Here is a 22,571-nt window from a genome sequence, read left to right on the forward strand (position 1 = left end):
ATGGCGAAAATTTCTGCTCGAAAGGGTGAATCGCTGGTGAACGGCCCACTCAGAATGGACATGTCGCCGGTTCTTCGCCCGGCGGCGTCACATTCCGAGGAGCACGTCATGGCACTGACCCAGACCATCGATACCGAGAACACGGTTGCCGATCTCGTTCGCAGCGGCGCGACGACGACCAACGAAGAAGTGCTGCAGTGGGTGACCGAGGTCGCCGAACTGACACAGCCGGAGTATGTGGTCTGGTGCGACGGCTCGCAAGACGAGTGGAATCGCATCACCGGCGAGATGGTCGAAGCGGGCACGTTGATCCCGCTCAACAAGAACCTGCGCCCGGGGAGCTTCCTTGCTCGCTCGAATCCCTCCGACGTTGCGCGCGTCGAGGATCGCACTTTCATCTGCTCGGTCGATGAAGCCGACGCCGGCCCGACCAACAATTGGGTCGCCCCCGACGCGATGAAGCGCGAACTCATGCCGCTCTTCGCCGGTTCGATGCGCGGACGCACCATGTACGTCGCACCGTTCTCGATGGGCCCTGTCGGCGGTGCGATTACGCAGCTCGGTATCGAGATCACCGATTCGCCCTACGCCGTGCTCAACCTGCGCATCATGACGCGCATGGGGCAGGATGCGCTGGACGGCATTCTTCCCGGCGGCGAGTGGGTGCGTACCGTGCACTCGGTGGGTGCGCCCCTCGAATTCGGTCAGGAAGACGTGGCCTGGCCCTGCAACGACACCAAGTACATCACGCACTTCCCGGAGACCCTCGAAGTCTGGTCGTACGGTTCGGGCTACGGCGGCAACGCGCTGCTGTCGAAGAAGTGCTTTGCGCTGCGCATCGCGAGTGTCATGGGCCGCAACGAGGGCTGGCTCGCCGAGCACATGCTGCTGCTCAAGCTGACGAACACCGAGAGCGGCAAGGCGTACCACCTGTCGGCGGCATTCCCGTCTGCATGCGGCAAGACGAACCTCGCGATGTTGCAGCCCACGATCCCGGGCTGGAAGGTCGAGACCATCGGCGACGACATCGCCTGGCTGCGACCCGGTGCCGACGGGCGTCTGTACGCGATCAATCCCGAGGCGGGTTTCTTCGGAGTCGCACCGGGTACCGGCGAGTCGACGAACCCCGTCGCGGTCGAGACGCTCTGGGGCAACACGATCTTCACGAACGTGGCACTGACCGACGATGGCGACGTGTGGTGGGAGGGCAAGACCGACGAAGTGCCCGCGCACCTCACCGACTGGCAGGGAGAGTCGTGGACGCCCGAGTCGGGTCGTGTCGCCGCGCACCCCAACTCGCGCTTCACCGTGCCGATTCAGCAGACTCCGACGCTCGCGCAGGATTGGTACGAGCAGAACGGCGTGCCGCTCGACGCGATCCTCTTCGGCGGTCGTCGTGCGACCAACGTGCCGCTCGTCGCCAAGTCGCTGTCGTGGGAGCACGGCGTGTTCGTCGGCGCGACCATCTCGTCCGAGAAGACTGCGGCCCAGGAGGGCACCGTCGGCGAGCTGCGTCGCGATCCCTTCGCCATGCTGCCGTTCTGCGGCTACAACATGGCCGACTACTGGGGCCACTGGCTCGAGATGGGTGAAGAGCTCGGCGAGAACGCACCGAAGATCTTCCAGGTCAACTGGTTCCGCAAGGGTGCCGACGGTCGCTTCCTGTGGCCCGGATTCGGCGAGAACTCGCGCGTGATCGACTGGATCATTCGCAGCGTCGAGGGCTCGGTCGAGGGACGCGAGACCGCGGTCGGCACGATTCCGGCAGCCGGTGAGCTCAACCTTGACGGCATCGAGGTGCCGCAGGGCGATCTCGACGAGCTGTTTGCGATCGATCCCACGTCGTGGCTCGCCGAGGCCGGCCTGACCGAAGAGTTCTTCGGCCAGTTCGGTGACCGGGTTCCGGCCGCGCTCTCCGCGCAGCTGACCGAGCTCCGCGCCCGCCTCGGCGACGCGTAGCATCCGCGCCGGCTCGCCCGGCGCCCCGAGACCGTAGGCCCCGCCGTTCTGCCCAATGGCGGGGCTTACTCGTACCCGGCGCTCGCGCCGGATCGTTCGACCTCGCAGAGTCTGCGAGAATCGGACGAGCCCCCTATAGCCCAACTGGCAGAGGCAGCCGACTTAAAATCGGCACAGTCAGGGTTCGAATCCCTGTGGGGGGACCAGGAGCGGCCGTGAGGTCGTCAGCCCGTGGGATCGCGGGGCCAGGCTCATGGTCTCGTCTGTCAGGGCGAACTGCATGGCCGTCGCCGCAATACACTGGCGACGTGCGCACGATGACGAAAACCAGGTTGACCGTTTTCGTGTGGCTCATCGGCTTCGCGGCGGGGACCACCACGCACGCAATCGATCTTGTGCTCGGTGGACGCGACGTCTACTCCGATTTCCCGACACTCGTTCGATGCTTCTGGGTGCTGCTCACCGTGCTCGACCCACTCATCGTCGTGCTGCTCATACGTCGATCGCGGGCGGCGGCTCCCATGGCCGTCATCGTGATGGTCGCGGACCTCGCCGTGAACTGGAGCGTGTTCTTCGCCGTTGGTGGCCTGTCCCTGTTCGGGGTGCTCGCGCAGTCTCTGTTCGGTGCCTTCGTGTTCCTCACTGCCGCGCACGTCTGGCGGAGTCATCGCCGCTGCAGCCGCCGCCAGACGTCGGCGTCGCGTAACTGAGCCGGCCGTCGAGTCGACTAGGCTGACCGCGTGCTCTTCGCCAAGTTCGTGCTCGTCGCCGCGATCCTCATCGCCGTCGTTTTCGCGGTGCTGATGCGCGTTCGGGCTGCCCGACTGCGCCGTGAGCGAGCACAGCGCGAACGAGCGCGAGCGAGGTCGCGCGCTGCGACGCCATAAGCATCAGCTGATCCCAGCAGATTCAATGCCGCCACCGGTAAGATGCCAACCATGTCTGGTGGATTGATTGCCACGCTCGTCGTGGGCGGCGTGCTTGTAGTGCTCATCGGGTACGTCTGGGCGACGTACAACTCGCTCGTGACGCTGCGCGTGCGCGTCGATGAGGCGTGGAGCGACATCACGGTGCAGCTGAAGCGTCGCGCCGACCTCATTCCGGCGATCGTCGAGACGGTCAAGGGGTACGCGGCCCACGAGAAGAGCGTGTTTGACGACGTCACCAAGGCGCGCGCCGAGACCATTTCTGCTCAGGGCCCGGCTGAGGCGTCGGCTGCTGAGAATCACATGCAGCAGGCACTGAAGAGCATCTTCGCGGTGGCCGAGGCATACCCGCAGCTGCAGGCCAGCCAGAACTTCCTGCAGCTGCAGAGCGAGCTTGTCGACACCGAGAACAAGATCCAGGCGTCGCGTCGGTTCTACAACGGTGGCGTGCGCGAGTACAACACGAAGATTCAGGTGTTCCCCAACACCTTGTTCGCCCGTGGCATGGGCTTCACGGAGCGCGTGTTCTTCGAGGTCGAAGACGTTGCTTCGATCTCGGAGCCGCCGCGCATCCAGTTCTAATCGGGGCGGGCCGTGTACCGGGCAATACGCCGCAATAAGGTCAACAGCTTCCTGATCATTCTGCTGTTTCTCGGCATCGTTGGGGGCCTCGGCTATCTGGCCGCGACCATTTATCGCTCGCCGGGCATCGTGATCGCGGTCGTCGTCGTGTCGATCGGGTATGCGCTGTTCCAATACTTCATGGCTGGGCGCCAGGCCATCTCGATGAGCGGCGCCCAGCGCATCACCGAGGCCGACCACCCGCGGCTCTACCGCATCGTCGAAAACCTGTCGATCACCACGGGAAGCCCGATGCCCGAGGTCTACATCGTGAACGACCCGGCGCCGAACGCCTTCGCCACGGGGCGCGACCCCGAACACGCGATGGTGGCGGCGACGACCGGGTTGCTCGATCTCATGACCGATCCCGAGCTCGAGGGCGTTATGGCGCACGAGCTCGGTCACGTGCGGAACTACGACATTCGCGTGTCGATGATCGTGTACGGCCTCGTGGTCGCCGTCGGCATGATCGCCGATGTGCTCGTGCGCATGGCGTTCTTCGGCCGCAATAACAACAACGGCAATCCCGTCGTACTGATCTTCGGATTGGTCGCGATGCTGGTGGCGCCGCTCGTCGCGACCGTCGTGCAGCTCGCGGTCTCGCGGCAGCGCGAGTACCTGGCCGACGCCACCGGTGCGATGACGACGCGTCACCCCGAGGCACTCGCCAGCGCGCTGCACAAGCTCTCGACCTACGGGCAGCCGCTGCAGCGCCAGCAGTCGAGCATGGCGCACCTCTGGATCGCCGACCCGCTGAAGCCGGGCATGGTGCAGCGACTCTTCGCCACCCACCCGCCGATTCCCGATCGCATCCGTCGCCTGCTCGACATGGGCGGCAAGTTCTAGTTCGCTCGTTCACGCTCACCGGGTGCGGCGAATGCTCGGCGGCACAGTTGAGAGGTTGGCTGGTCGGGCAGGCGTAAGGTAGAGGGGTAGCCGAGGAGGTCGCCCGTACCGTGTCAACCATGTTCCGCTCGCTCTCCGTTCGCGATTACCGCATCTGGTTCTTCGGAGCGCTGGTATCGAACATCGGCGCCTGGATGCAGGCCACGACGCAGAGCTGGGTGGTGCTGACCGAGCTCACCGATACGAATGCGGCGGCAGTCGGCACGACGATGGCGCTGCAGTTCGGCCCGCAGCTGCTGCTCGTACCGTTCAGCGGGGCGGTGGCGGATCGCTTCGACCGTCGACGCGTGCTCATGGTGACGCAGTCGCTCCTCATGCTGCTCGCCGCGGGTCTCGGGCTCCTCTTGATCACCGGTCAGGCGGAACTCTGGCATCTGTACGGCTTTGCGCTCGCGCTCGGAGTGGTCAACGCCTTCGACACAACGTCGCGTCAGGCGTTCGTCTCCGACCTCGTCGGTCTCGAACAGACATCGAACGCGGTCGCGCTCAATTCGGCGTCGTTCAACTCGGCGCGACTGATCGGCCCTGCCGTCGCGGGTGTGCTGATTGCAGCGATCGGTTCGGGCTGGGTCTTCATGATCAACGCGGTTTCATTCTTGGCTGTGCTCGGCGCACTCGCGGCGATTCGCACGCGCCGGGTCAAGCCGCCGCAGACGGGGCGCCGTGAGTCGCAGTGGCGTCAGCTCTCCGCAGGGTTCCGCTACGTGCGCGGCCGCCACGACCTGCTGGTGATCTTCGCGATGGTCTTTCTCGTCGGCGCGTTCAGCATGAACTTTCCGGTGATCTCGTCGACAATGGCGATCGAGTTCGGTCGGGGTGCGAGCGACTACGGATTGCTCTCGTCGGTGCTCGCGATCGGCTCGCTGGCGGGCGCGCTGCTCTCTGCACGCAGGCCGGCAGCGCGTATGCGAGTGGTGATCATCGCGGTGGGCGGCATCGGCATCGTGAGTGTCATCGCGGCTGTGATGCCGAATTTCTGGACGTTCGCGGCGACCCTCGTGTTCTTCGGGCTCGCGATTTCCACGATGCTGACCACCGCGAATGGCTTCGTGCAGACGACGGCCGCACCAGCGGTGCGCGGGCGAGTGCTTGCTCTGTACATGGCGATTCTGATGGGCGGCACCCCCATTGGTGCACCGCTGGTCGGCGCCGCGGCCGATGCGCTCGGGCCCCGGTCCACCCTGTTCATCAGCGCCGCAGCAGGCCTGGTGGCATTCGGGATCGGCCTGGCGTGGTTGTTCTCCGAACGCAACCTGCGGTTCCACCGCGACGGCACGCACGTGCGGGTCACCCATGTCGGGCGCCCGGGCCTCGATGATGACCCGAGCGCGCAGGTCGAGACGCTGACGGCGCCGATCTCCGTGCTGCGCCGCGAGGCCAGGCCGGCACCGATTATTGGTGCGGGGGAGTCGGTGCCGCAGGAAGGGTCGAGCAGCTCGGCGACGGGTGCGATCGGCGTCAGCGAAATTGTGACTGAACTCGAGCAGTCGACGCCCGGCACGAAGCCGGACGATCGCGACGATGATCGGCATCATCCGTCCGCGTGAGGCTCACCAGTCCAGGCCAGTGATGTTGAGTTGGGCAGGGCGGGGCTACGCGCGAGACTGGGATTCGTCGCGCAGCCGACCTGCGATGTCGCTCCCGATCTCTTTGAGATACCGATCCGCGTGCCGCATGCTCTCTGCGCGGTTCGGAGCCAGGTCCATCACGGCGTAGCACCCCACGAATCCCGCAGCACGCCAGTCGGATTCGGGGAGTGTCGTGGTTCCACAGACGGCAATCGTCGGAATCTGCAGGGACTGCGCCGCACGCTCGACGCCGACCGGGGTTTTGCCGCCGATGCTCTGCTGATCGAACGAGCCTTCGCCAGTGATGACGAGATCGGCCCCCGCCAAGTGAGCGCGAAGCCGAGTGAACTCCGCGACCATGTCGACGCCCGGTCGCTGGGTCGCTCCGAGCACGTGGAGCGCAGCGAATCCGACGCCTCCAGCGGCACCGGCACCGGCGGAGGTCGCAGCATCGAACGCGGCACCGCCCAATGCCGACTCCTGGACAACGTGGGCCGCGAATCGCGTGAGTGCCAATTCGAGCAGCACGATATCGGTACGGCTGGCCCCTTTCTGGGGCCCGAACACGGCCGCAGCGCCCCTCGGCCCGAGCAACGGATTGTCGACGTCGCTGGCGAGGATGAATCGGGTCGTCGTGATCCGCGGATCGAGACGGGAAAAATCGACGCGGTGCAGCTCTGCCAATGCGGCACCCCCGTCGCGAAGCTCGTGGTCGGCTTCGTCGAAGAATCGCGCGCCCAGGGCGGCGAGCATGCCGGCTCCGCCGTCCGTGGATGCGCTTCCACCGATGGCAAGCACAATGGTCGTGGCCCCGGCATCAAGCGCGGCGACGATAAGTTCTCCGGTGCCGCGAGACGTCGCCGCGAGTGCGTTTCGGTGCGCGGGCGGAAGGAGTTCAAGCCCGGAAGCGCGAGCAAGTTCAACGACTGCGAAGTGATCCTGCACAGCGAATGAGGCGTTGAGCGGCGCCCCGAGCGGGCCGGTCACCATGAGGGAATGCTCCATGAAACCGCTGGCGATTGCGGCTTCAAGCGTTCCTTCGCCACCGTCTGCCATCGGAACCACGGTGATGTCAGCGTCTGGAACGCACGACCGTATTCCGTCGGCGATCGCTGCACCCACTCCGCCGGCGTCGAGCGAGCCCTTGAACTTGTCCGGTGCGATGACGATACGCATGTCTCAACGCTATCGAATCAGTCGTGTCGGGGAGCCGCGTATCGCTCCGAATTTTCACTGGCGAGGAACGTACGCAGATGCCCGTTTCCGTCAATAATGCGGCCGCAGGGTGAACGGCTGCCCGCGTGCGCGCAGGACCGATAGGCTGAGTCCCGTCCCGGCGGCTCGAGCCGCTTTTCCACGAGTATGGAGCCATGATTCACGGTGAGTGATTTCTTGTCCGCACAGACCCGCACTGAAACGGACTCTCTCGGCAGCGTCGAGATCCCCGCCTCCGCCTACTGGGGGGTGCACACCGCTCGGGCGCACGAAAACTTCCCGATCGCGCGTCGCCCGGTGTCGGTGTACCCCGACTTCATTCGGGCGTTCGCCTGCGTGAAGCAGGCAGCCGCTCGAGCGAACCTCGAGATCGGCGCCCTTGATGAGCAGCGCGCTACCCTGATCGATCGCGCCTGCGAAGAGATCAAGACGGGCATGCTGCACGACCAGTTCGTGGTCGGCGTGATTCAGGGCGGTGCCGGTACCTCCACGAACATGAACGCGAACGAGGTCATCACGAACCGCGCGCTCGAGCTCGCGGGGCATGCCAAGGGCGACTACGCGTTCATCAACCCGAACGACCACACGAACCACAGCCAGTCGACGAACGACACGTACCCGACCGCGATCAAGATCGCGCTCGCGTTCTCGCTCGGCAGCCTGCTCGATGAACTCGGGCTGCTCGCCGAGTCGTTCGCCGCGAAGGGCCGCGAGTTCTCGCACATCATCAAGGTCGGTCGCACGCAGCTGCAAGACGCTGTTCCCATGACGCTGGGCCAGGAGTTCAACGCGTTCGCCGTGACGCTGCGCGAAGACATCGAACGTCTGCGCGAGGCCGTCTCGTTGCTGCGCGAGGTCAACATGGGCGCCACCGCGATCGGCACGGGCATCAACGCGCCGCGCGGGTACAAGGAAGCCGTCATCAAGCACCTCCGCGACATCACCGAGCTGCCGCTCGAGACCGCGGGCGACCTGGTTGAGTCGACGAGCGACACCGGCGTCTTCGTGACGTTCTCGGGTGCGCTCAAGCGCAGCGCGCTGAAGCTCTCGAAGATTTCGAACGATCTGCGTCTGCTCTCGTCGGGCCCGCAGGCCGGCTTCGGCGAGATCAACCTGCCTGCCCGCCAGGCAGGCTCGTCGATCATGCCCGGCAAGGTCAACCCGGTCATCCCTGAGGCCGTCACGCAGGTGGCATACTCAGTCGCCGGCGCCGACGTCACCGTATCGATGGCGGTCGAGGCCGGGCAGCTCCAGCTGAACGCGTTCGAGCCGGTTATCGCGCACTCGCTCTTCCAATCGATCACGTGGCTTGAGCGCGCGTGCCAGACGCTGCGCGTCAACTGCGTCGATGGCATCACCGCGAACGAAGACCGCCTGGAAGACATGGTCTCCCGCTCGGTCACCGTGATCACCGCGCTGGCGCCCGTCATCGGCTATGCGGAGGCGGCGAAGCTGGCGAAGGAGGCGCTCGCCACCAATGCAAAGGTCTCCGAGCTCGTCACCTCGCGCGGCTTGCTCGATCAGGCGCAGCTCGACGACATTCTGCAGCCGTCGAAGCTTGCGGGCCTCGCCCCCGAGACCGACGTGATCGACATCATCGCGGAGAACGCGATTGCCGCGCCGCAGAAGCTCGAGGACGGCGAAGGGCCCGAGGCCACGAAGAAGCCCGCGAAGTAGCGCGGGAGCTCAGACGTGAATGGGCGGGGAGGATCAGCTGATCCTCCCCGCCCATTCGCGTTGCTGCTGCGCCCGTCTCACTGCACCGTACTGGCCCCGCAACATGAATGGGTGTCACTTTCTGTGCGAAATGCGTGCGGGTTCGCGCAGAAAGTGACACCCATTCTGGTGCCGCGGGCAGCCGAGGGGGTTACGCCTCGACGCAGTGCGAAGTGAGTGCGCCGATGCCCTCGATGGTCACGGTGACCTCGGTGCCCGGGCGCAGGTACAGCGGCGGTTTGCGCGAGCGGCCGGCGCCACCGGGGGAGCCCGTCGAGATGACGGTGCCCGGGAGCAGCGTTGCCTGCTGTGAAATCGAGGCGATGAGCTGCGCGACCGTACGAATCATGAAGCCGGTCGTCGAGTCTTGCACCCGCAGACCGTTCACGTCGGTGGTCAGCGCCAGTGCCTGAGGATCGGGGATCTGGTCGGCGGTGACGACGACCGGGCCGATCGGGGTGAACCCGTCGAACGACTTGCAGCGCGACCACTGCGGCTCCTGGAACTGGATGTTGCGAGCCGTCACATCGTTGATCGCGGTGTAGCCGAAGACGTAATCGAGTGCCTCTTCGGCCGTGACGTTCTTTGCCGGCTTGCCGATGATGACCCCGAGCTCGCCCTCGTAGTCGACCTCTTCACTGACCTCGGCATCGAGCGGCACCTGGCCGCCGTGCGCTCCGAGGGAGTTCGGGAAGAGCGAGAAGAGCACCGGGCCCGAGTCGTTGTCGAGGCTGAGCTCGCTCGCGTGCTCGTCGTAGTTGAGGCCCACCGCGAGCACGATCGGCGCGCCGATGACGGCCGGGGCGTGCTCCGTGTCTGCGACGGGCTTCCACGCATCGGCGGGAAGCGACGCGGCGGCGGCGCGCACGCGCTCGAGGGCGGCATCACCGGCCTCGATGAGGTGCTGCAGGGTGCCGAACGCCTCCCCGAGGTCACGCAGCGCGACGTAGCGATCTGCGTCGATGGCGACGAGAACGGGGGCGGAGTGCGGATCAAGGATCAGGTGTGCGAATCTCACGCACTCAGGGTATCTGATGCCGAAGGCGGTTGTAGGTACGGTGCAGTCTCAAGCCCTGCGCTTTGTAGGGCGCTGCGCTGGCTCTTCTGACGTTTGAGCCGCGCTCCGGGGCGGCCGCGCACACGACACGGTTTCCCTCTGGGCGAACTCGGAGCCCGAATCGCTCGGAGATCCAGCAGAATGAAGTCATGACTGAATCACCGAAGACGAAGCCGGAGATCGAATTCCCGGAGGGCCCCGCGCCCGCTGAGCTGCAGATCGTAGACATCGTGGAGGGCTCCGGCGAGGAAGCGCTCGCCAGCTCGACGGTCGACGTGCACTACCTCGGTGTCGAATACGACTCCGGCGAAGAGTTCGACTCGTCGTGGAACCGCGGCGAGTCGATTAACTTCCCGCTGCGCGCACTCATCCAGGGGTGGCAGGTCGGCATCCCCGGCATGAAGGTCGGCGGTCGCCGCAAGCTCATCGTGCCCGCGGCGCAGGCCTACGGCACCTCGGGCGGTCATCCCCTTTCGGGCAAGACGCTCATCTTCGTCATCGATCTGCTCGGCGTCAGCTGAATCTGACCCGACACCGCCGCCTCGTGCGGTGAATCCTGAGGCCGTCCGCAACCGCGGGCGGCCTCAGGCGTCTGTGGGCGGTGGTACCGTCTTCTTGTTCAGTGAACACTCAGCAAGACGGATTGGAGCGGCCCGTGGCGGACCCGCAGCAGGTGACGAACGAGCAACGGCCCTCGGGCGCATGGGGCGGTGTTGACCGCTACTTCAAGATCTCGGAGCGCGGATCTACCTTCGGCACCGAGGTCCGCGGCGGCCTCGTGACCTTCGTAACGATGGCGTACATCGTCATCTTGAACCCGATCATTCTGACGAGCGGCGTCGACGTCAACGGAGACACGTTGTCGTTCCCCGCGGTCAGTGCCGTCACCGCACTCACCGCGGGTGTCATGACCATCCTGTTCGGCCTCGTCTCGCGCCTGCCGTTCGGGTTCGCGGCGGGTCTCGGCATCAATGCATTCCTCGCGTTTTCCGTCGTGGGTCAGGTCACCTGGCCCGAGGCCATGGCCCTCGTCGTCATTAACGGTGTGCTCATCGTGCTGCTCGCGGCGACCGGCCTGCGTCGCATGATCTTCGACGCGGTTCCCGTCGAGCTGAAGCTTGCGATCACCGTGGGCATCGGCCTGTTCATCGCATTCATCGGGTTCGTGAATTCCGGGTTCGTGACTTCGACGGGCAGCTCGTCTCCGCCGGTGGGCCTCGGTATCGGCGGTTCGGTCGTGACGGTGCCGACACTCATCTTCGTGATCACGCTCATTCTCACGGGCGTACTCGTCGCCGCACGCGTCAAGGGCGGCCTGCTGATCGGCCTCGTCGCGGGCACCGTCATCTCGGTCGTGGTCGAGGCGATCTGGCACCTCGGGGCCGGCACCGACAACCCTGGCGGTTGGGGCCTGACCGTGCCGGCACTCAGCGGAGCACCGTTCAGCCTGCCCGATCTGAGCCTCGTCGGTGCGGTGAGCTTCGACCTGAGCCGGGTCGGCGCGGTCACGATCGTCATGCTCGTCTTCACCCTGCTGTTCACCAATTTCTTCGACGCCATGGGCACGATGACCGGGCTGTCGCGCGAAGCGGGGCTCGCCGACGAGAAGGGCAACTTCCCGCGCCTCAAGTCGGCGCTCGTCGTCGAGGGCGTCGGCGCAATCGCCGGCGGCCTGACGTCGTCGTCGTCGAACACCGTCTTCATTGAGTCGGGTGCCGGCATCGGCGAGGGCGCACGCACCGGGTTCGCGAACATCGTGACCGGGCTCATGTTCTTGCTCGCGATGTTCTTCACGCCGCTCACCAACATCGTGCCGACCGAGGTCGCCGCGGCCGCGCTCGTCATCGTGGGTGCGCTGATGATGGCGCAGATCAAGCACATCGACTTGACCGACTTCCGTGTGCTGCTGCCCGTGTTCCTCACCGTCGCCGTCATGCCGATGACCTACTCGATCGCCAACGGCATCGGAGCGGGCTTCGTCGCCTGGGTACTCGTGCACGCGCTCTCCGGGCACGTGAAGCGCATCCACTGGCTGCTCTGGGTCGTGGCGATCGGCTTCGTGCTGTTCTTCGCACGCGGGCCGATCGAGGCCGCGCTGGGCGTGTAATCGCCCGAAACATGTGAAAGGGGGTGCCGGATCAGCGATCCGGCACCCCCTTTCACATGTTGGGGCGGTGCGTGCTATTCGCCGCCGAGCACGACCTCTCGGAGTTCTGCGACCAGGTTGGGCGAACCGGCGACGAGGAACGGCTCGCCCGGAGGCGTGGCGTCGTCTCGGCCGAGGAGGCGTGCTCCCGCCTCGCTCGCGATGAGCACGCCGGCCGCGTAGTCCCACGGCTGCAGTCCGCGTTCGAAATATGCGTCGAGACGACCCGAGGCGAGCAGGCACAGGTCATAGGCGGCCGAGCCGATGCGCCGGATGTCGCGGGCCTTGGGCAGCAGACGCGACACCATGGCGGCCTGCTCGATGCGGCGTTCGACGGTGTAGCCGAAGCCGGTGGCCACGAGTGAGACCGCGAGATCTTCCTGGCCTGTGATCGTGATCCGCTCGCCGTTGCGGGTCGCGCCACCGCCCTGCCAGGCGACGAATAACTCGTCGGTGCGCGGGTTGCACACGGCCCCGGCGATGGCGCGGCGGCTATCGGCGAAAGCTGTGGCGTCTGTGACGGTTGCGGCGATGCTGACGGCGTACGCGGGAAGGTCGTACAGGTAGTTCACCGTGCCGTCGATCGGGTCGATCACCCAGGTGATCCCGCTCGTTCCGGCGATTCCGGTGCCTTCTTCGCCGAGAATGCCATCATTCGGGCGCGCGGCTTGGAGGGCGGCGACAATGAAGCGCTCCGACTCCTGGTCAGCGGCAGTGACGATGTCGACCGCGCTCGACTTGCTCGCGGCCACCGAGACCCCCTCTGCACGAAGTGCGAGGATGCGTGCGGCCGCCTGCTGCGCGATCTCGGCGGCGAGCTCGGCGAGCGCTTGCGGGTCGTGTGCGGGCGTTGCGGGTGCATCGGGAGAGTCGCTCATAGGGCGAGCCTACTGCGTGGGCGCAGCAGAACGGGGCCCGGGCTTCTTCGACCGGACCCCGTGCTCAAGTGAGACGGATCAGCGCAGTTGCGCGTTCACCACCTCGGGCTCTGCGTAGGCGTACGCCTCCTCGCCGTGGGCGGCGAAGTCGATGCCGGCCTCTTCGACCTGCGGCGGAACCCGCAGACCGGTCACCAGCTTCACGCCGAGCGCGATCACGAGCGAGACGACGAAGGAGTACACCATCACCGCGACGACCGAGATCGTCTGCACCAGCAGCAGGCCGGCGTCGCCGCCCGTGAACAATCCGTCATCAAAGGCGAAGAAGCCCAGGTAGAGCGATCCGATGACCCCGGCGACGAGGTGCAGGCCGACGACGTCGAGCGAGTCGTCGTAGCCGAGACGGTACTTCCACTCGATCGCGAATGCGCAGGCCATGCCGGCGATGAGGCCGAGCAGCAGCGCCCAGACCGGAGAGAGGCTGGCAGCTGCGGGGGTGATGGCGACGAGGCCGCCCACGGCACCAGACGCGGCGCCGATGACGCCGGGCTTCTTGCCGCGCAGTGCGTCGACGATGATCCAGCCGATGATGCCCGCTGCAGGCGCTGCGAGCGTGTTCACCAGGATCAAGCCGGCCTCGCCGGTTTCCGTTGCGAGCCCGCCGTTAAACCCGATCCAACCGAACCACAGGAGGGCGGCGCCGATCGTGACGAGCGGGATGCTGTGGGGCTGGTGCGATCCCTTCCCGAAGCCGATGCGCTTGCCGACGACGATTGCGAGCGCGAGTGCTGCGGCGCCCGCATTGATGTGGATCACCGTGCCGCCGGCGAGGTCGATCACATCGGGCAGCCCGAGCGCGCTGCCCAGGTTCTGGATCCAGCCGCCGCCCCAGACCCACGCGGCGACGGGGAAGTAGACGAATGTCGCCCACACGCCGGAGAAGAGCACCCACGATCCGAGGCCGACGCGATCAGCGATCGCCCCCGAGATGAGGGCCGCGGTGATCATGGCGAATACCGCGCCGAAGCCGACACCGATGAAGCTCGCCGGGTCGGTGTTGACGAGCCCGAAGTCCTTGAACGGGCTGCCGGCGAACCCGCTCTCGCCCTCTGCGAAGTAGTTCATGCTGTATCCGAAGAGGATCCAGAGCACTCCGACGACGCCCATGGCGCTGACGCTGAAGAGCATCATGTTGACGACGGAGCGGACGCGGACGAGGCCGCCGTAGAAGAGCGCGAGGCCCGGGGTCATGATGAGGACGAGTGCTGCGCTGGTCAGCGTCCACACATCCGAAGGGGTGAGTTCCATGCTGCTGCCTTTCTCTCGTGCGGGCCGTGGCCGCCACAGTGTGACCAGTGTGCGCGGTCGCTGTTTCGCGGTCGTTCCCCGGGAGTTTCGCTGCCGTACCGATCGTGTTTCGAGTTGGTGACGAGGTTTTCAACTCCGGCAGCGGGCGTGCGACGCATGAGCACGTGAATGCTGCTAAGCTGTACAGGTTGCCGTGAATACGGCCGCGGATAAAGAGAGCCCCAGCACCCCGCTGAAGGCGCCGCGCAGCAAGAGGAAGGGGATCCCTATGGCACTGAATGCAGAGGTCAAGAAGGCGATCATCGATGAGTACGCAACCAAGCCCGGTGACACCGGTTCCCCCGAGGTTCAGGTCGCGATGCTCAGCCGTCGTATCAAGGATCTGACCGAGCACCTCAAGGAGCACAAGCACGACCACCACTCGCGTCGTGGCCTCCTGCTGCTCGTCGGCCAGCGTCGTCGTCTCCTGGGTTACCTCCAGGACGTCGACATCACGCGCTACCGCTCGCTCATCGAGCGCCTCGGTCTGCGCCGCTAGTCGTTTCAGGTTCGCGGCGATCGCATGATCGCCTGACGCACCATCTGCGAAGCGCCCGTCACCTCACGGTGGCGGGCGCTTCTGCGTTGCTCGGGGAGCGTCGTGGTGCTAGAACGCCGCAGCCAAGAATCCGCTGAACAGGCTGAACACGAATGACAGCGCTCCGAGGGCGGCGGAGACCGCGGCTCCGATGGCCGTCCACCGCCAGCGGGTCATCGTCTTCGAGACGAGCCCGATGATGGCGAGAACGCCCGCAATGACGATCGTCGACCCGTTCACGATCCAAGAGATCGTCGATGCGAAGGTGTAGGAGTCGAACTCCATTCCGATCCTCATGAGGAGCGGAAGAAACAGCGACATCAGCGACGACAGCGCGAGCACGGCCAGGGCGATGATGCCGGGAACGTTGAGCTTGCCGGCACTCGCGGCGCCGCGAGGCTGCGGCGTCGGGGCAGCGTACTGCGACGGGAATTGCTGGTGCGTGGCGAACTGCTGCTGCGGTGCGTACTGCTGCGGTCGCTGAGCTGAGTGCTGCTGCTGAGGTGCGTACTGCTGCTGCGCTGCGTACTGCGGGGGTGGTGTGCCCTGCGGCTGTTGCGGAGATGCGGGCTGCTGAATCGGCTGCTGTGGCTCGAAGCTGCTCATGTCAGGAATTTTATCCGCGGCCGCTCCGTCGCGGTAGGCCTGTCAGGTGGCGTGCACATTCACACGCGCGGGCGAGTCCCGCGGGACGCCCGCAGAAATGGGTGTGGCCCCCACGCCGTCAGGCGAGGGGGCCACACCGATCCCGAATCGGGGTCCGCGATCAGATCTTGGAGGACGCGTCCTTCAAGACACTGCGCAGGATGCCGCCGATCTCGGCGAACTCCGACGGACCGATGGTCAGCGGGGGAGCGAGCTGGATGACGGGGTCTCCACGGTCGTCGGCGCGGCAGTAGAGGCCGGCCTCCCACAGTGCGGGGGAGAGGTAGTCGCGAAGCAGTCGATCCGACTCCTCCTCGTTGAAGGTCTCCTTGGTGGCCTTGTCCTTCACCAGCTCGATGCCGAAGAAGTAGCCCTCGCCGCGCACGTCACCGACGATGTCGATGTCGAGCAGCTTCTCGAGCTCGGCGCGGAACAGCGGGCTGTTCTCGCGCACGCGGCCGTTGAGATCCTCTTCCTCGAAGATGTCGAGATTCTCGAGCGCCGCAGCCGCCGCAGCCGGGTGACCGGCGAAGGTGAAGCCGTGGTAGAAGGTGTTGTCGACCGAGTTGAACGGCTCCGACACCTTGTCCGAGACGATCATCGCACCGAGCGGGACGTAGCCCGAGGTGATGCCCTTGGCGGACGTGATGATGTCGGGCTCGTAGCCGAGTGCCTTCGAAGCGAAGAACTCGCCGACGCGGCCGTAGGCGCAGATGACCTCATCCGAGACGAGCAGCACGTCGTACTGGTCACAGATCTCGCGCACGCGCTTGAAGTATCCGGGGGGCGGGGGGAAGCAGCCGCCCGAGTTCTGCACCGGCTCGAGGAACACGGCGGCAACGGTCTCGGGGCCCTCGAAGAGGATCGCCTCTTCGATGCGGTTCGCGGCCCACTGGCCGAAGGCCTCGAGGTCGTTCGAGGGTGCGCCCATCTCGTCGGCGCGGTAGAAGTTCGTGTTCGGCACGCGGTGGCCGCCCGGGGTGAGGGGCTCGTAGAACTTCTTCATGTCGGGAATGCCGGTGATGGCCAGCGCGCCCTGCGGGGTGCCGTGGTAGGCGACTGAGCGCGAGATGACCTTGTGCTTCATCGGCTGGCCCTTGATCTTCCAGAAGTGCTTCGCCAGCTTGAACGCCGACTCCACAGCTTCGCCACCGCCGGTGGTGAAGAAGACCTTGTTCATCTCGCCGGGCGCGTACGAGGCGAGGCGCTCCGAGAGCTCGATGGCTGCCGGGTGGCCGTACGACCAGATCGGCATGAAGTCGAGCTGCTGCATCTGCTTGGCCGCGGCCTGCACGATGCGCTCGCGACCGTGGCCGGCGTTCACCACGAACAGGCCGGCGAGGCCGTCGATGTACTGCTTGCCGGCAGCGTCGTAGATGTGGTGGCCCTCGGCGCGGGTGATGACGGGGATGCCGTCATTGAGCACCTTGCGGTTGGTGAAGTGCGGCCACATGTGCTTCTTGGCAGAAGCCTGGAGCGCGGCAGTGTCTACCGCTGCAGTGGGATCAAAAGACATGGTTATCGTGTTCCCCAGTCGTATTTCTGTTTGGTGAGTTGAAGGTAGACGAACGATTCGGTCGATGCCACGCCCTCGATCTTGCGGATCTGGTCGTTGAGCAGTTCGATCAACCCGTCGTCGTCCTCGCAGACGACCTCGGCGAGGATGTCGAAGGAGCCTGCGCTGAGTACGACGTAGGCGATCTCCGACATTTCGGCGAGGCGATCGGCAACGACCCTGGTGTCGCCGGATACGCGGATGCCGAGCATGGCCTGACGGCTGAAGCCGAGGCTCATCGGGTCGGTCACGGCAACAATCTGCATGACCCCGGCATCCGTGAGCTTTTGCACACGCTGGCGCACGGCGGCCTCGCTGAGGCCGACCGCCTTGCCGATCTCCGCGTACGATCGACGGCCATCTCGCTGGAGTTGCTCGATGATCGCCTTCGACGTGGAATCGAGCGCCGGCGTAGTGCGTTTGCTGCTCACGCTTCTGATTCTTGCAGTCAAACCCCGAAAGCGCAAAGGAATCCGAAGAATGAATGCAGATATTCAGCCTATTTCCACATTTCACGCAGGTGAATTCACCGCACACATTCGGAAAATTGACCCCTGTGCAGACTGTTCGCTTGCGTGCGTCCGCACGACGGGTGCAAGATGATGGCTTGGTGATCCCCCTATTGCCCCAGTGAAGCTGCTCGGCGCGACACCGCTCGAGTGGAGCAGCTGTTCTTGAAGGAGAGAACATGACGGCACTATCTGCTCCGGCCTCTTCGAACGGAGCCCGACTCAAGCGCAGCCTCGGGCTGTGGGCGATCGTCGGTCTCGGTCTCGGCTACATGACTCCGACCGTCGTGTTCGACACGTTCGGTCTCGTTGCGCGCGACACGAACAACGTCGTGCCGCTCGCCTATCTGGTGGCTTTGATCGTGATGATCTTCACGGCGGTCAGCTACGGCAAGATGGCGGGCGCCATTCCGAGCGCCGGTTCGGCGTACACGTACGCGCGTGAATCCATGCACCCCAACGTGGGCTTCGTGGTCGGGTGGACGGCACTCATCGACTACATGCTGCTTCCCATGGTGAACTGTCTCATCATCCGCAGCTACCTCGAGGCGTTCTTCCCCGGCATCCCGGGTGCAGTCTGGGTCATCGTCTACGTGATCTTCGTGACGAGCATCATCTACCTCACGATGCGCGGCACGTCGAACATCAACATGCTGCTGCTCATCTTCTCCATCGTCGTCATGGCCGTGTTCGTCTTCATGGTGATCGTGCAGCTCTCGGGCGGGGCGGGCAACAACGGCGTCGTCACGATCCAGCCGTTCTTCCACAGCGGTGTCGAGTTCGGGGCGGTGCTCGCGGGCGCCACGATCGTGTGCTTCTCGTTCATCGGCTTCGACGCGGTCACCATGTACGCGGAAGAGGCGAAGACCCCGAAGATCATGCCGAAGGCGATTCTGCTCACCGTGGTGCTGGGTGGCGCGATCTTCTTGATCGCCGGCTACTTCACCCAGCAGCGCTTCGCCGACTGGAACGAGTTCGCGCCGGGCGGCGACATGCAGTTCGTCGAAGACAGCACCCTGCCGATCATCGGCGAGCTCGTCGGCGGCAAGGTGTTCTCCGCGGTGCTGACGGCCGCCGGTTTCGCGGCGACGCTGGCGTCGGGCCTCGCTTCGCACGCATCGGTGTCGCGCATGCTGCTCGTGATGGGGCGCAACAACGTGCTCCCGAGCAAGGTGTTCGGCTACATCAATCCGAAGACGCACACCCCGACCTTCAACATCGTGCTGACGGGCGCGATCTCGCTGCTCGCGATCGCGTTCACCCTCGAGATGATCGCCGCCTACATCAACTACGGCGCCCTGATCGCGTTCACGTTCGTGAATCTGTCGGTGATCGCCTGGTTCGCGATCCGCAAGGGCCGCCGTCGCACGCCGAAGGACATCTTCAACTACATCGTGATGCCGGTGGTGGGCACGTTGCTGACGGGTCTGCTGTGGGTCAACCTCGACGGCCACGCGCTGCTGGGCGGCCTGATCTGGACGGGCATCGGCGTGCTCTACCTCGTCTTCCTGACGAAGGGATTCCGCCGCAAGGTGGCGTCGTTCGATGAGAGTCAGCCGGTCACCGGATTCAATAAGGTGAGCGACGAGGTGTAGCGCACCGCGCGGGCGAAGCCCGTCGCGTCAGTTGGGGAGCGGTGCTTCCCGGTCTGATGCGGCGGGCTTCGCCATATCTGTTTCGGGGGAAGTCGCGGGGCGCCGGATCGCCTGGCCCGCGAAGAGTGGCAGCGTGATCGAGCAGAGCGGCCCGATGAGCACCGCGAAGACGACGGTGCCGACGCCGACGTTGCCGCCGAGCCACCAGCCGATGAGCAGCACGGTGACCTCGACGCCGGTGCGGCCCACCCAGATCGGGCTGCCGAAGCGACGGTGGATGCCGGTCATGAGGCCGTCGCGGGGGCCGGGGCCGAGATTGGCGCCGATGTAGATGCCGCTGGCGACGGCGAGCAGCAGCAGGCCGATCGCGAAGAAGAGGATGCGCACGACGAGCGTCTGCGGGGTGGGGAGCAGCCAAAGGCCGAGCTCGATCCCGGGCCCGACCAGCAGGATGTTGAGCACGGTGCCGATTCCGGGCTTCTGCCGCAGCGGCCACCAGAGCAACAGTACGAGTACGCCGACGATGTTGGTGAGGACTCCGATGCCGAGTCCGGTCTGGAGCGAGAGGCCCTGGGCGAAGACGGTCCAGGGGTCGACGCCGACGGCGGCGCGGATCATGAAGGCGTCGGCGACTCCGTAGAGCAGGAGGCCGGGGATGAGTCGTGCGAGTCGAGCGAACATGGAGCTAGTTCACCGCCAATTGGCCTTGTCGACAAGATGCCAATCTGCATAGAGTGGCCTGATGAACGAAATGTGGACTCCGCAGCGACTGGGCGCCCGGCGACTCGCGGAGCTACTGGGTGCCTGGCGCGGCAACGGGCACGGCTACCGTGAGCTTGCGGAGAGCATCGCGCTGCTCGTGCGCGACGGTCGGGTCGCTCCGGCGACGACGCTGCCGGCCGAGCGACCGCTCGCCGACGCCCTCGGCGTCAGCCGCACCACGGTCGCGGCGGGGTATCAGCGGCTGCGCGAACTCGGCGTCGTCGCCTCGCGTCGCGGCTCGGGCACGGTGGTGCGGGGTGGTGGCGGGCCACGGGCCGGCCTGTGGGCGGGCGCGAGTGCCGGCATCGATCTGTCGAGCGCGTGCCCCGAGCCCTGGAACGGCATGGCATCGCTCAACGCCCGAGCACTGGCGGAGCACCCCGAAGCGTTCGCGCAGATCGGATACGACACACTCGGCCTCCCGGCGCTCCGTGCTGCGATCGCCGACCGCTACACCGCACGCGGCTTGCCGACGTCGCCCGAGCACATCATGGTGACGCTGGGTGCGCAGCACGCGATCTTCCTCATCGCCCGCACACTGCTGAGGCGTGGCGATCGGAGTCTCATCGAATCGCCGAGCTATCCGCACGCACGGGAGGCGCTCGCCGCTACGGGTGCGCTCGTCGCCGAGCTGCCGATCGGCGGCCCGTTGGCGGCAGAACCCTACGATGCCGCTGCGCTGCTCGAGATCGCGGAGCGCACGAGCCCCAAGCTCACCTACCTGATTCCGGATCATCACAACCCGACCGGCCTCACCATGCCCGATGGGGTCAAGCGCGGACTCATCACGGTGCTCGCCGGTCAGGGAGGGTACGTCATCGCGGATGAGACGACCGCCGAGTTGACGCTGGGCGAGCCCCGAGATCTGCGGCCGTTCGCGGCGTTCGCGGAGCAGACGCATCATGAGGATGCGATCCTGACCATCGGGTCGCTCGGGAAGACGGTCTGGGGCGGGATGCGCGTCGGGTGGGTGCGTGCGGCACCCGATCTGATCGTGCGGTTGGAAGCCGCGCGCCGGGTCGGTGATCTCGGAACGGGCACGTGGGAGCAGGTGCTCGCGCTGCTGGCACTCGAGCAGTACGACGAGATTCTGACCGAGCGTTCCGCGCAGCTCACCGAGCGCCACCGCGTGCTGGTGGAGCGCGTCGCGCTCGAATTGCCCGAGTGGCGGCTCTCCGCGGCGGGCGGAGGCGTCTGCGTGTGGGCCGATCTCGGCTCGCGAGCGAGCACGCGACTCAGCCGCACCGCATCCGCCTACGGGGTGCATCTGCCGCCCGGCCCGAGGTTCGGCAGCCCGGGCACCTTCGAGCGTTTCGTGCGGCTGCCGTTCTCGGCGCCGGAGTCGACACTGATCGCGGCGGTGTCGCGACTCGCCGAGGCCTGGCGCAGCGAAGGGGAAGCGGTCGGCGCGGCCAGCATCTCCGAAGCCGTGATCTGAGGCGGGTGCGCGGCGAGTAAGCTTGGGCCTCATGCTCGACCTTGATTTCTCCGCCCGCATCCGCGCGCTTCGCTCCACCTACGCTGATATCGCCGCGGTGACGGATCTGCCGAAGCTCGATCGCGAGATCGTCGAGCTCGAGGAGCAGGCGGCAGCGCCAGACCTCTGGGACGATCCTGCGGCCGCGCAGAAGGTCACGAGCGGGTTGTCGCATCGCCAGGCGCGCGTGAAGCGTCTGCGCGGTGTCGAGCAGCGCCTCGACGACCTCGAGGTGCTCATCGAGCTGGCCGAGGAGGCCGACGACGAGGATTCGGCGGCTGAGGCGACAGAGGAGTTGGCTGCGCTCGAGAAGGTGATTCAAGATCTCGAGGTGCAGACGATGCTCTCGGGCGAGTACGACGAGCGCGCCGCGGTGGTCACGATCCGCTCGGGCGCCGGGGGTGACGACGCGACTGACTTCGCCGAGATGCTGCTGCGCATGTACCTGCGCTGGGCCGAGCAGCACGATTACCCGACAAAGGTGCTCGACACGTCGTATGCGGAGGGTGCGGGCATCAAGTCGGCCACCTTCGAGATCGACGCGCCCTACGCGTTCGGCACCATCTCGGTGGAGGCCGGCACGCACCGCCTCGCGCGCATCAGCCCCTTCGGCTCCGCAGACAAGCGCCAGACCAGCTTCGCGGGCGTCGAAGTGATCCCGCTGCTCGAGGAGGCGACCGAGGTCGACGTGCCCGAGACCGATATTCGCGTCGATGTGTACCGTTCGTCGGGCCCCGGCGGCCAGTCGGTGAACACCACCGACTCCGCCGTGCGCATCACGCACCTCCCCTCGGGCATCGTCGTGTCGATGCAGAACGAGAAGTCGCAGATTCAGAACCGCGCGGCGGCCATGCGCGTGCTGCAGACGCGCCTGCTGCTGCTGCAGCGCGAGCAGGAGGCCGCGAAGAAGAAGGAGCTGGCCGGCAGCATCACCGCCAGCTGGGGCGACCAGATCCGCTCGTACTTCCTCTACGGGCAGCAGCTCGTCAAGGACCTGCGCACCGGCCACGAGGCGTCGCAGCCCGAAGCCGTGTTCAACGGTGATCTCGACGGGTTCATCGCCGCCGGCATCCGGTGGCGCTCGCTGTCGAAGAACGACTGAGAGTTCGCCCGAAGCGCGCGCGTTGCAGCGCGCCTGGGGTGTCGCGCGG

The 22,571-nt window shown here is 66.0% G+C and carries 21 protein-coding genes and 1 tRNA gene; 14 read left to right on the forward strand and 8 right to left on the reverse strand.

Features of this window, described 5'->3' with window-relative positions; all coding sequences use genetic code 11:
• Nucleotides 1-108 precede the first annotated feature (108 nt).
• The 7 genes from AMS67_RS14370 (at nt 109) to AMS67_RS14395 (ending at nt 5,959) form a co-directional block, all read left to right on the forward strand.
• Nucleotides 109-1,959 (forward strand): phosphoenolpyruvate carboxykinase (GTP), encoded by a 1,851-nt coding sequence (locus tag AMS67_RS14370; RefSeq protein ID WP_053387997.1) that lies wholly within the window; start codon nt 109-111, stop codon nt 1,957-1,959.
• Nucleotides 1,960-2,088: 129 nt separating this feature from the next.
• A tRNA-Leu gene (locus AMS67_RS14375) sits at nt 2,089-2,165 on the forward strand.
• A 102-nt stretch (nt 2,166-2,267) separates the two neighbouring features.
• Nucleotides 2,268-2,669: a hypothetical protein gene (locus AMS67_RS14380; protein WP_156316691.1), complete on the forward strand. Its 402-nt coding sequence runs from the start codon at nt 2,268-2,270 to the stop codon at nt 2,667-2,669.
• Between the two features lie 30 nt (nt 2,670-2,699).
• Complete coding sequence (locus tag AMS67_RS17475; RefSeq protein ID WP_156316692.1) at nt 2,700-2,846, forward strand: hypothetical protein; 147 nt, start codon at nt 2,700-2,702, stop codon at nt 2,844-2,846.
• 51 nt (nt 2,847-2,897) lie between these two features.
• Nucleotides 2,898-3,467 (forward strand): LemA family protein, encoded by a 570-nt coding sequence (locus AMS67_RS14385; RefSeq protein ID WP_053387999.1) that lies wholly within the window; start codon nt 2,898-2,900, stop codon nt 3,465-3,467.
• A gap of 12 nt (nt 3,468-3,479) precedes the next feature.
• Nucleotides 3,480-4,352, forward strand: coding sequence for a M48 family metalloprotease (locus AMS67_RS14390; protein ID WP_053353502.1), 873 nt, complete (start codon nt 3,480-3,482; stop codon nt 4,350-4,352).
• 119 nt (nt 4,353-4,471) lie between these two features.
• A complete protein-coding gene (locus AMS67_RS14395; protein WP_075201428.1) occupies nt 4,472-5,959 on the forward strand; it encodes an MFS transporter in 1,488 nt (495 codons plus the stop codon).
• A gap of 45 nt (nt 5,960-6,004) precedes the next feature.
• Here the strand turns inward: AMS67_RS14395 and AMS67_RS14400 are convergent, their stop codons facing one another.
• On the reverse strand, nt 6,005-7,156 hold the full coding sequence (locus tag AMS67_RS14400) for a glycerate kinase (protein ID WP_053388001.1): 1,152 nt from the start codon (nt 7,154-7,156) through the stop codon (nt 6,005-6,007).
• 204 nt (nt 7,157-7,360) lie between these two features.
• On the opposite strand from AMS67_RS14400, the gene AMS67_RS14405 reads away from it, so the two are divergent.
• Nucleotides 7,361-8,872, forward strand: coding sequence for an aspartate ammonia-lyase (locus AMS67_RS14405; protein WP_053388002.1), 1,512 nt, complete (start codon nt 7,361-7,363; stop codon nt 8,870-8,872).
• A gap of 190 nt (nt 8,873-9,062) precedes the next feature.
• Here the strand turns inward: AMS67_RS14405 and AMS67_RS14410 are convergent, their stop codons facing one another.
• A complete protein-coding gene (locus AMS67_RS14410) occupies nt 9,063-9,929 on the reverse strand; it encodes a fumarylacetoacetate hydrolase family protein (protein ID WP_053388003.1) in 867 nt (288 codons plus the stop codon).
• 188 nt (nt 9,930-10,117) lie between these two features.
• On the opposite strand from AMS67_RS14410, the gene AMS67_RS14415 reads away from it, so the two are divergent.
• Together AMS67_RS14415 and AMS67_RS14420 are read left to right on the forward strand one after the other, a co-directional pair.
• Nucleotides 10,118-10,489: an FKBP-type peptidyl-prolyl cis-trans isomerase gene (locus AMS67_RS14415; protein WP_053353497.1), complete on the forward strand. Its 372-nt coding sequence runs from the start codon at nt 10,118-10,120 to the stop codon at nt 10,487-10,489.
• A 134-nt stretch (nt 10,490-10,623) separates the two neighbouring features.
• Nucleotides 10,624-12,075 (forward strand): NCS2 family permease, encoded by a 1,452-nt coding sequence (locus AMS67_RS14420; protein WP_193787096.1) that lies wholly within the window; start codon nt 10,624-10,626, stop codon nt 12,073-12,075.
• A gap of 74 nt (nt 12,076-12,149) precedes the next feature.
• Here AMS67_RS14420 and AMS67_RS14425 read toward each other — a convergent pair whose 3' ends face one another.
• Together AMS67_RS14425 and AMS67_RS14430 are read right to left on the reverse strand one after the other, a co-directional pair.
• A complete protein-coding gene (locus tag AMS67_RS14425) occupies nt 12,150-12,992 on the reverse strand; it encodes an inositol monophosphatase family protein (RefSeq protein WP_053388004.1) in 843 nt (280 codons plus the stop codon).
• Between the two features lie 78 nt (nt 12,993-13,070).
• Nucleotides 13,071-14,300 (reverse strand): ammonium transporter, encoded by a 1,230-nt coding sequence (locus AMS67_RS14430; protein ID WP_053388005.1) that lies wholly within the window; start codon nt 14,298-14,300, stop codon nt 13,071-13,073.
• A gap of 268 nt (nt 14,301-14,568) precedes the next feature.
• On the opposite strand from AMS67_RS14430, the gene rpsO reads away from it, so the two are divergent.
• Nucleotides 14,569-14,838 carry a 30S ribosomal protein S15 gene (gene rpsO / locus AMS67_RS14435; RefSeq protein WP_053353494.1) on the forward strand — a complete coding sequence of 90 codons (270 nt, stop codon included), beginning with the start codon at nt 14,569-14,571 and terminating at the stop codon, nt 14,836-14,838.
• A 108-nt stretch (nt 14,839-14,946) separates the two neighbouring features.
• On the opposite strand, the gene AMS67_RS14440 is transcribed toward rpsO, so the two are convergent.
• The 3 genes from AMS67_RS14440 to AMS67_RS14450 all read right to left on the reverse strand — a co-directional run bounded on the left by AMS67_RS14440 (nt 14,947) and on the right by AMS67_RS14450 (nt 17,508).
• Nucleotides 14,947-15,483 (reverse strand): DUF5336 domain-containing protein, encoded by a 537-nt coding sequence (locus tag AMS67_RS14440; RefSeq protein ID WP_053388006.1) that lies wholly within the window; start codon nt 15,481-15,483, stop codon nt 14,947-14,949.
• A 160-nt stretch (nt 15,484-15,643) separates the two neighbouring features.
• Nucleotides 15,644-17,038, reverse strand: coding sequence for an aspartate aminotransferase family protein (locus AMS67_RS14445; protein WP_053353491.1), 1,395 nt, complete (start codon nt 17,036-17,038; stop codon nt 15,644-15,646).
• 2 nt (nt 17,039-17,040) lie between these two features.
• Nucleotides 17,041-17,508 carry an Lrp/AsnC family transcriptional regulator gene (locus AMS67_RS14450; protein ID WP_053353490.1) on the reverse strand — a complete coding sequence of 156 codons (468 nt, stop codon included), beginning with the start codon at nt 17,506-17,508 and terminating at the stop codon, nt 17,041-17,043.
• Nucleotides 17,509-17,765: 257 nt separating this feature from the next.
• Between AMS67_RS14450 and AMS67_RS14455 the strand changes: the two genes are divergently transcribed.
• Nucleotides 17,766-19,181, forward strand: a complete 1,416-nt coding sequence (locus AMS67_RS14455) for an APC family permease (protein WP_193787090.1) — start codon at nt 17,766-17,768, stop codon at nt 19,179-19,181.
• Between the two features lie 27 nt (nt 19,182-19,208).
• On the opposite strand, the gene yczE is transcribed toward AMS67_RS14455, so the two are convergent.
• Nucleotides 19,209-19,862 carry a membrane protein YczE gene (gene yczE, locus AMS67_RS14460; RefSeq protein ID WP_053388007.1) on the reverse strand — a complete coding sequence of 218 codons (654 nt, stop codon included), beginning with the start codon at nt 19,860-19,862 and terminating at the stop codon, nt 19,209-19,211.
• A gap of 61 nt (nt 19,863-19,923) precedes the next feature.
• Between yczE and yczR the strand changes: the two genes are divergently transcribed.
• Complete coding sequence (yczR, locus tag AMS67_RS14465; RefSeq protein WP_053388008.1) at nt 19,924-21,381, forward strand: MocR-like transcription factor YczR; 1,458 nt, start codon at nt 19,924-19,926, stop codon at nt 21,379-21,381.
• Nucleotides 21,382-21,412: 31 nt separating this feature from the next.
• The gene (gene prfB, locus AMS67_RS14470; RefSeq protein ID WP_053353487.1) at nt 21,413-22,522 is read left to right on the forward strand and encodes a peptide chain release factor 2; all 1,110 of its coding nucleotides are present in this window, start codon (nt 21,413-21,415) and stop codon (nt 22,520-22,522) included.
• The last annotated feature ends 49 nt before the right edge of the window (nt 22,523-22,571 follow it).

Source organism: Leucobacter japonicus (assembly GCF_001273855.1).
In the GTDB taxonomy this organism is placed as follows: Bacteria; Actinomycetota; Actinomycetes; order Actinomycetales; family Microbacteriaceae; genus Leucobacter; species Leucobacter japonicus.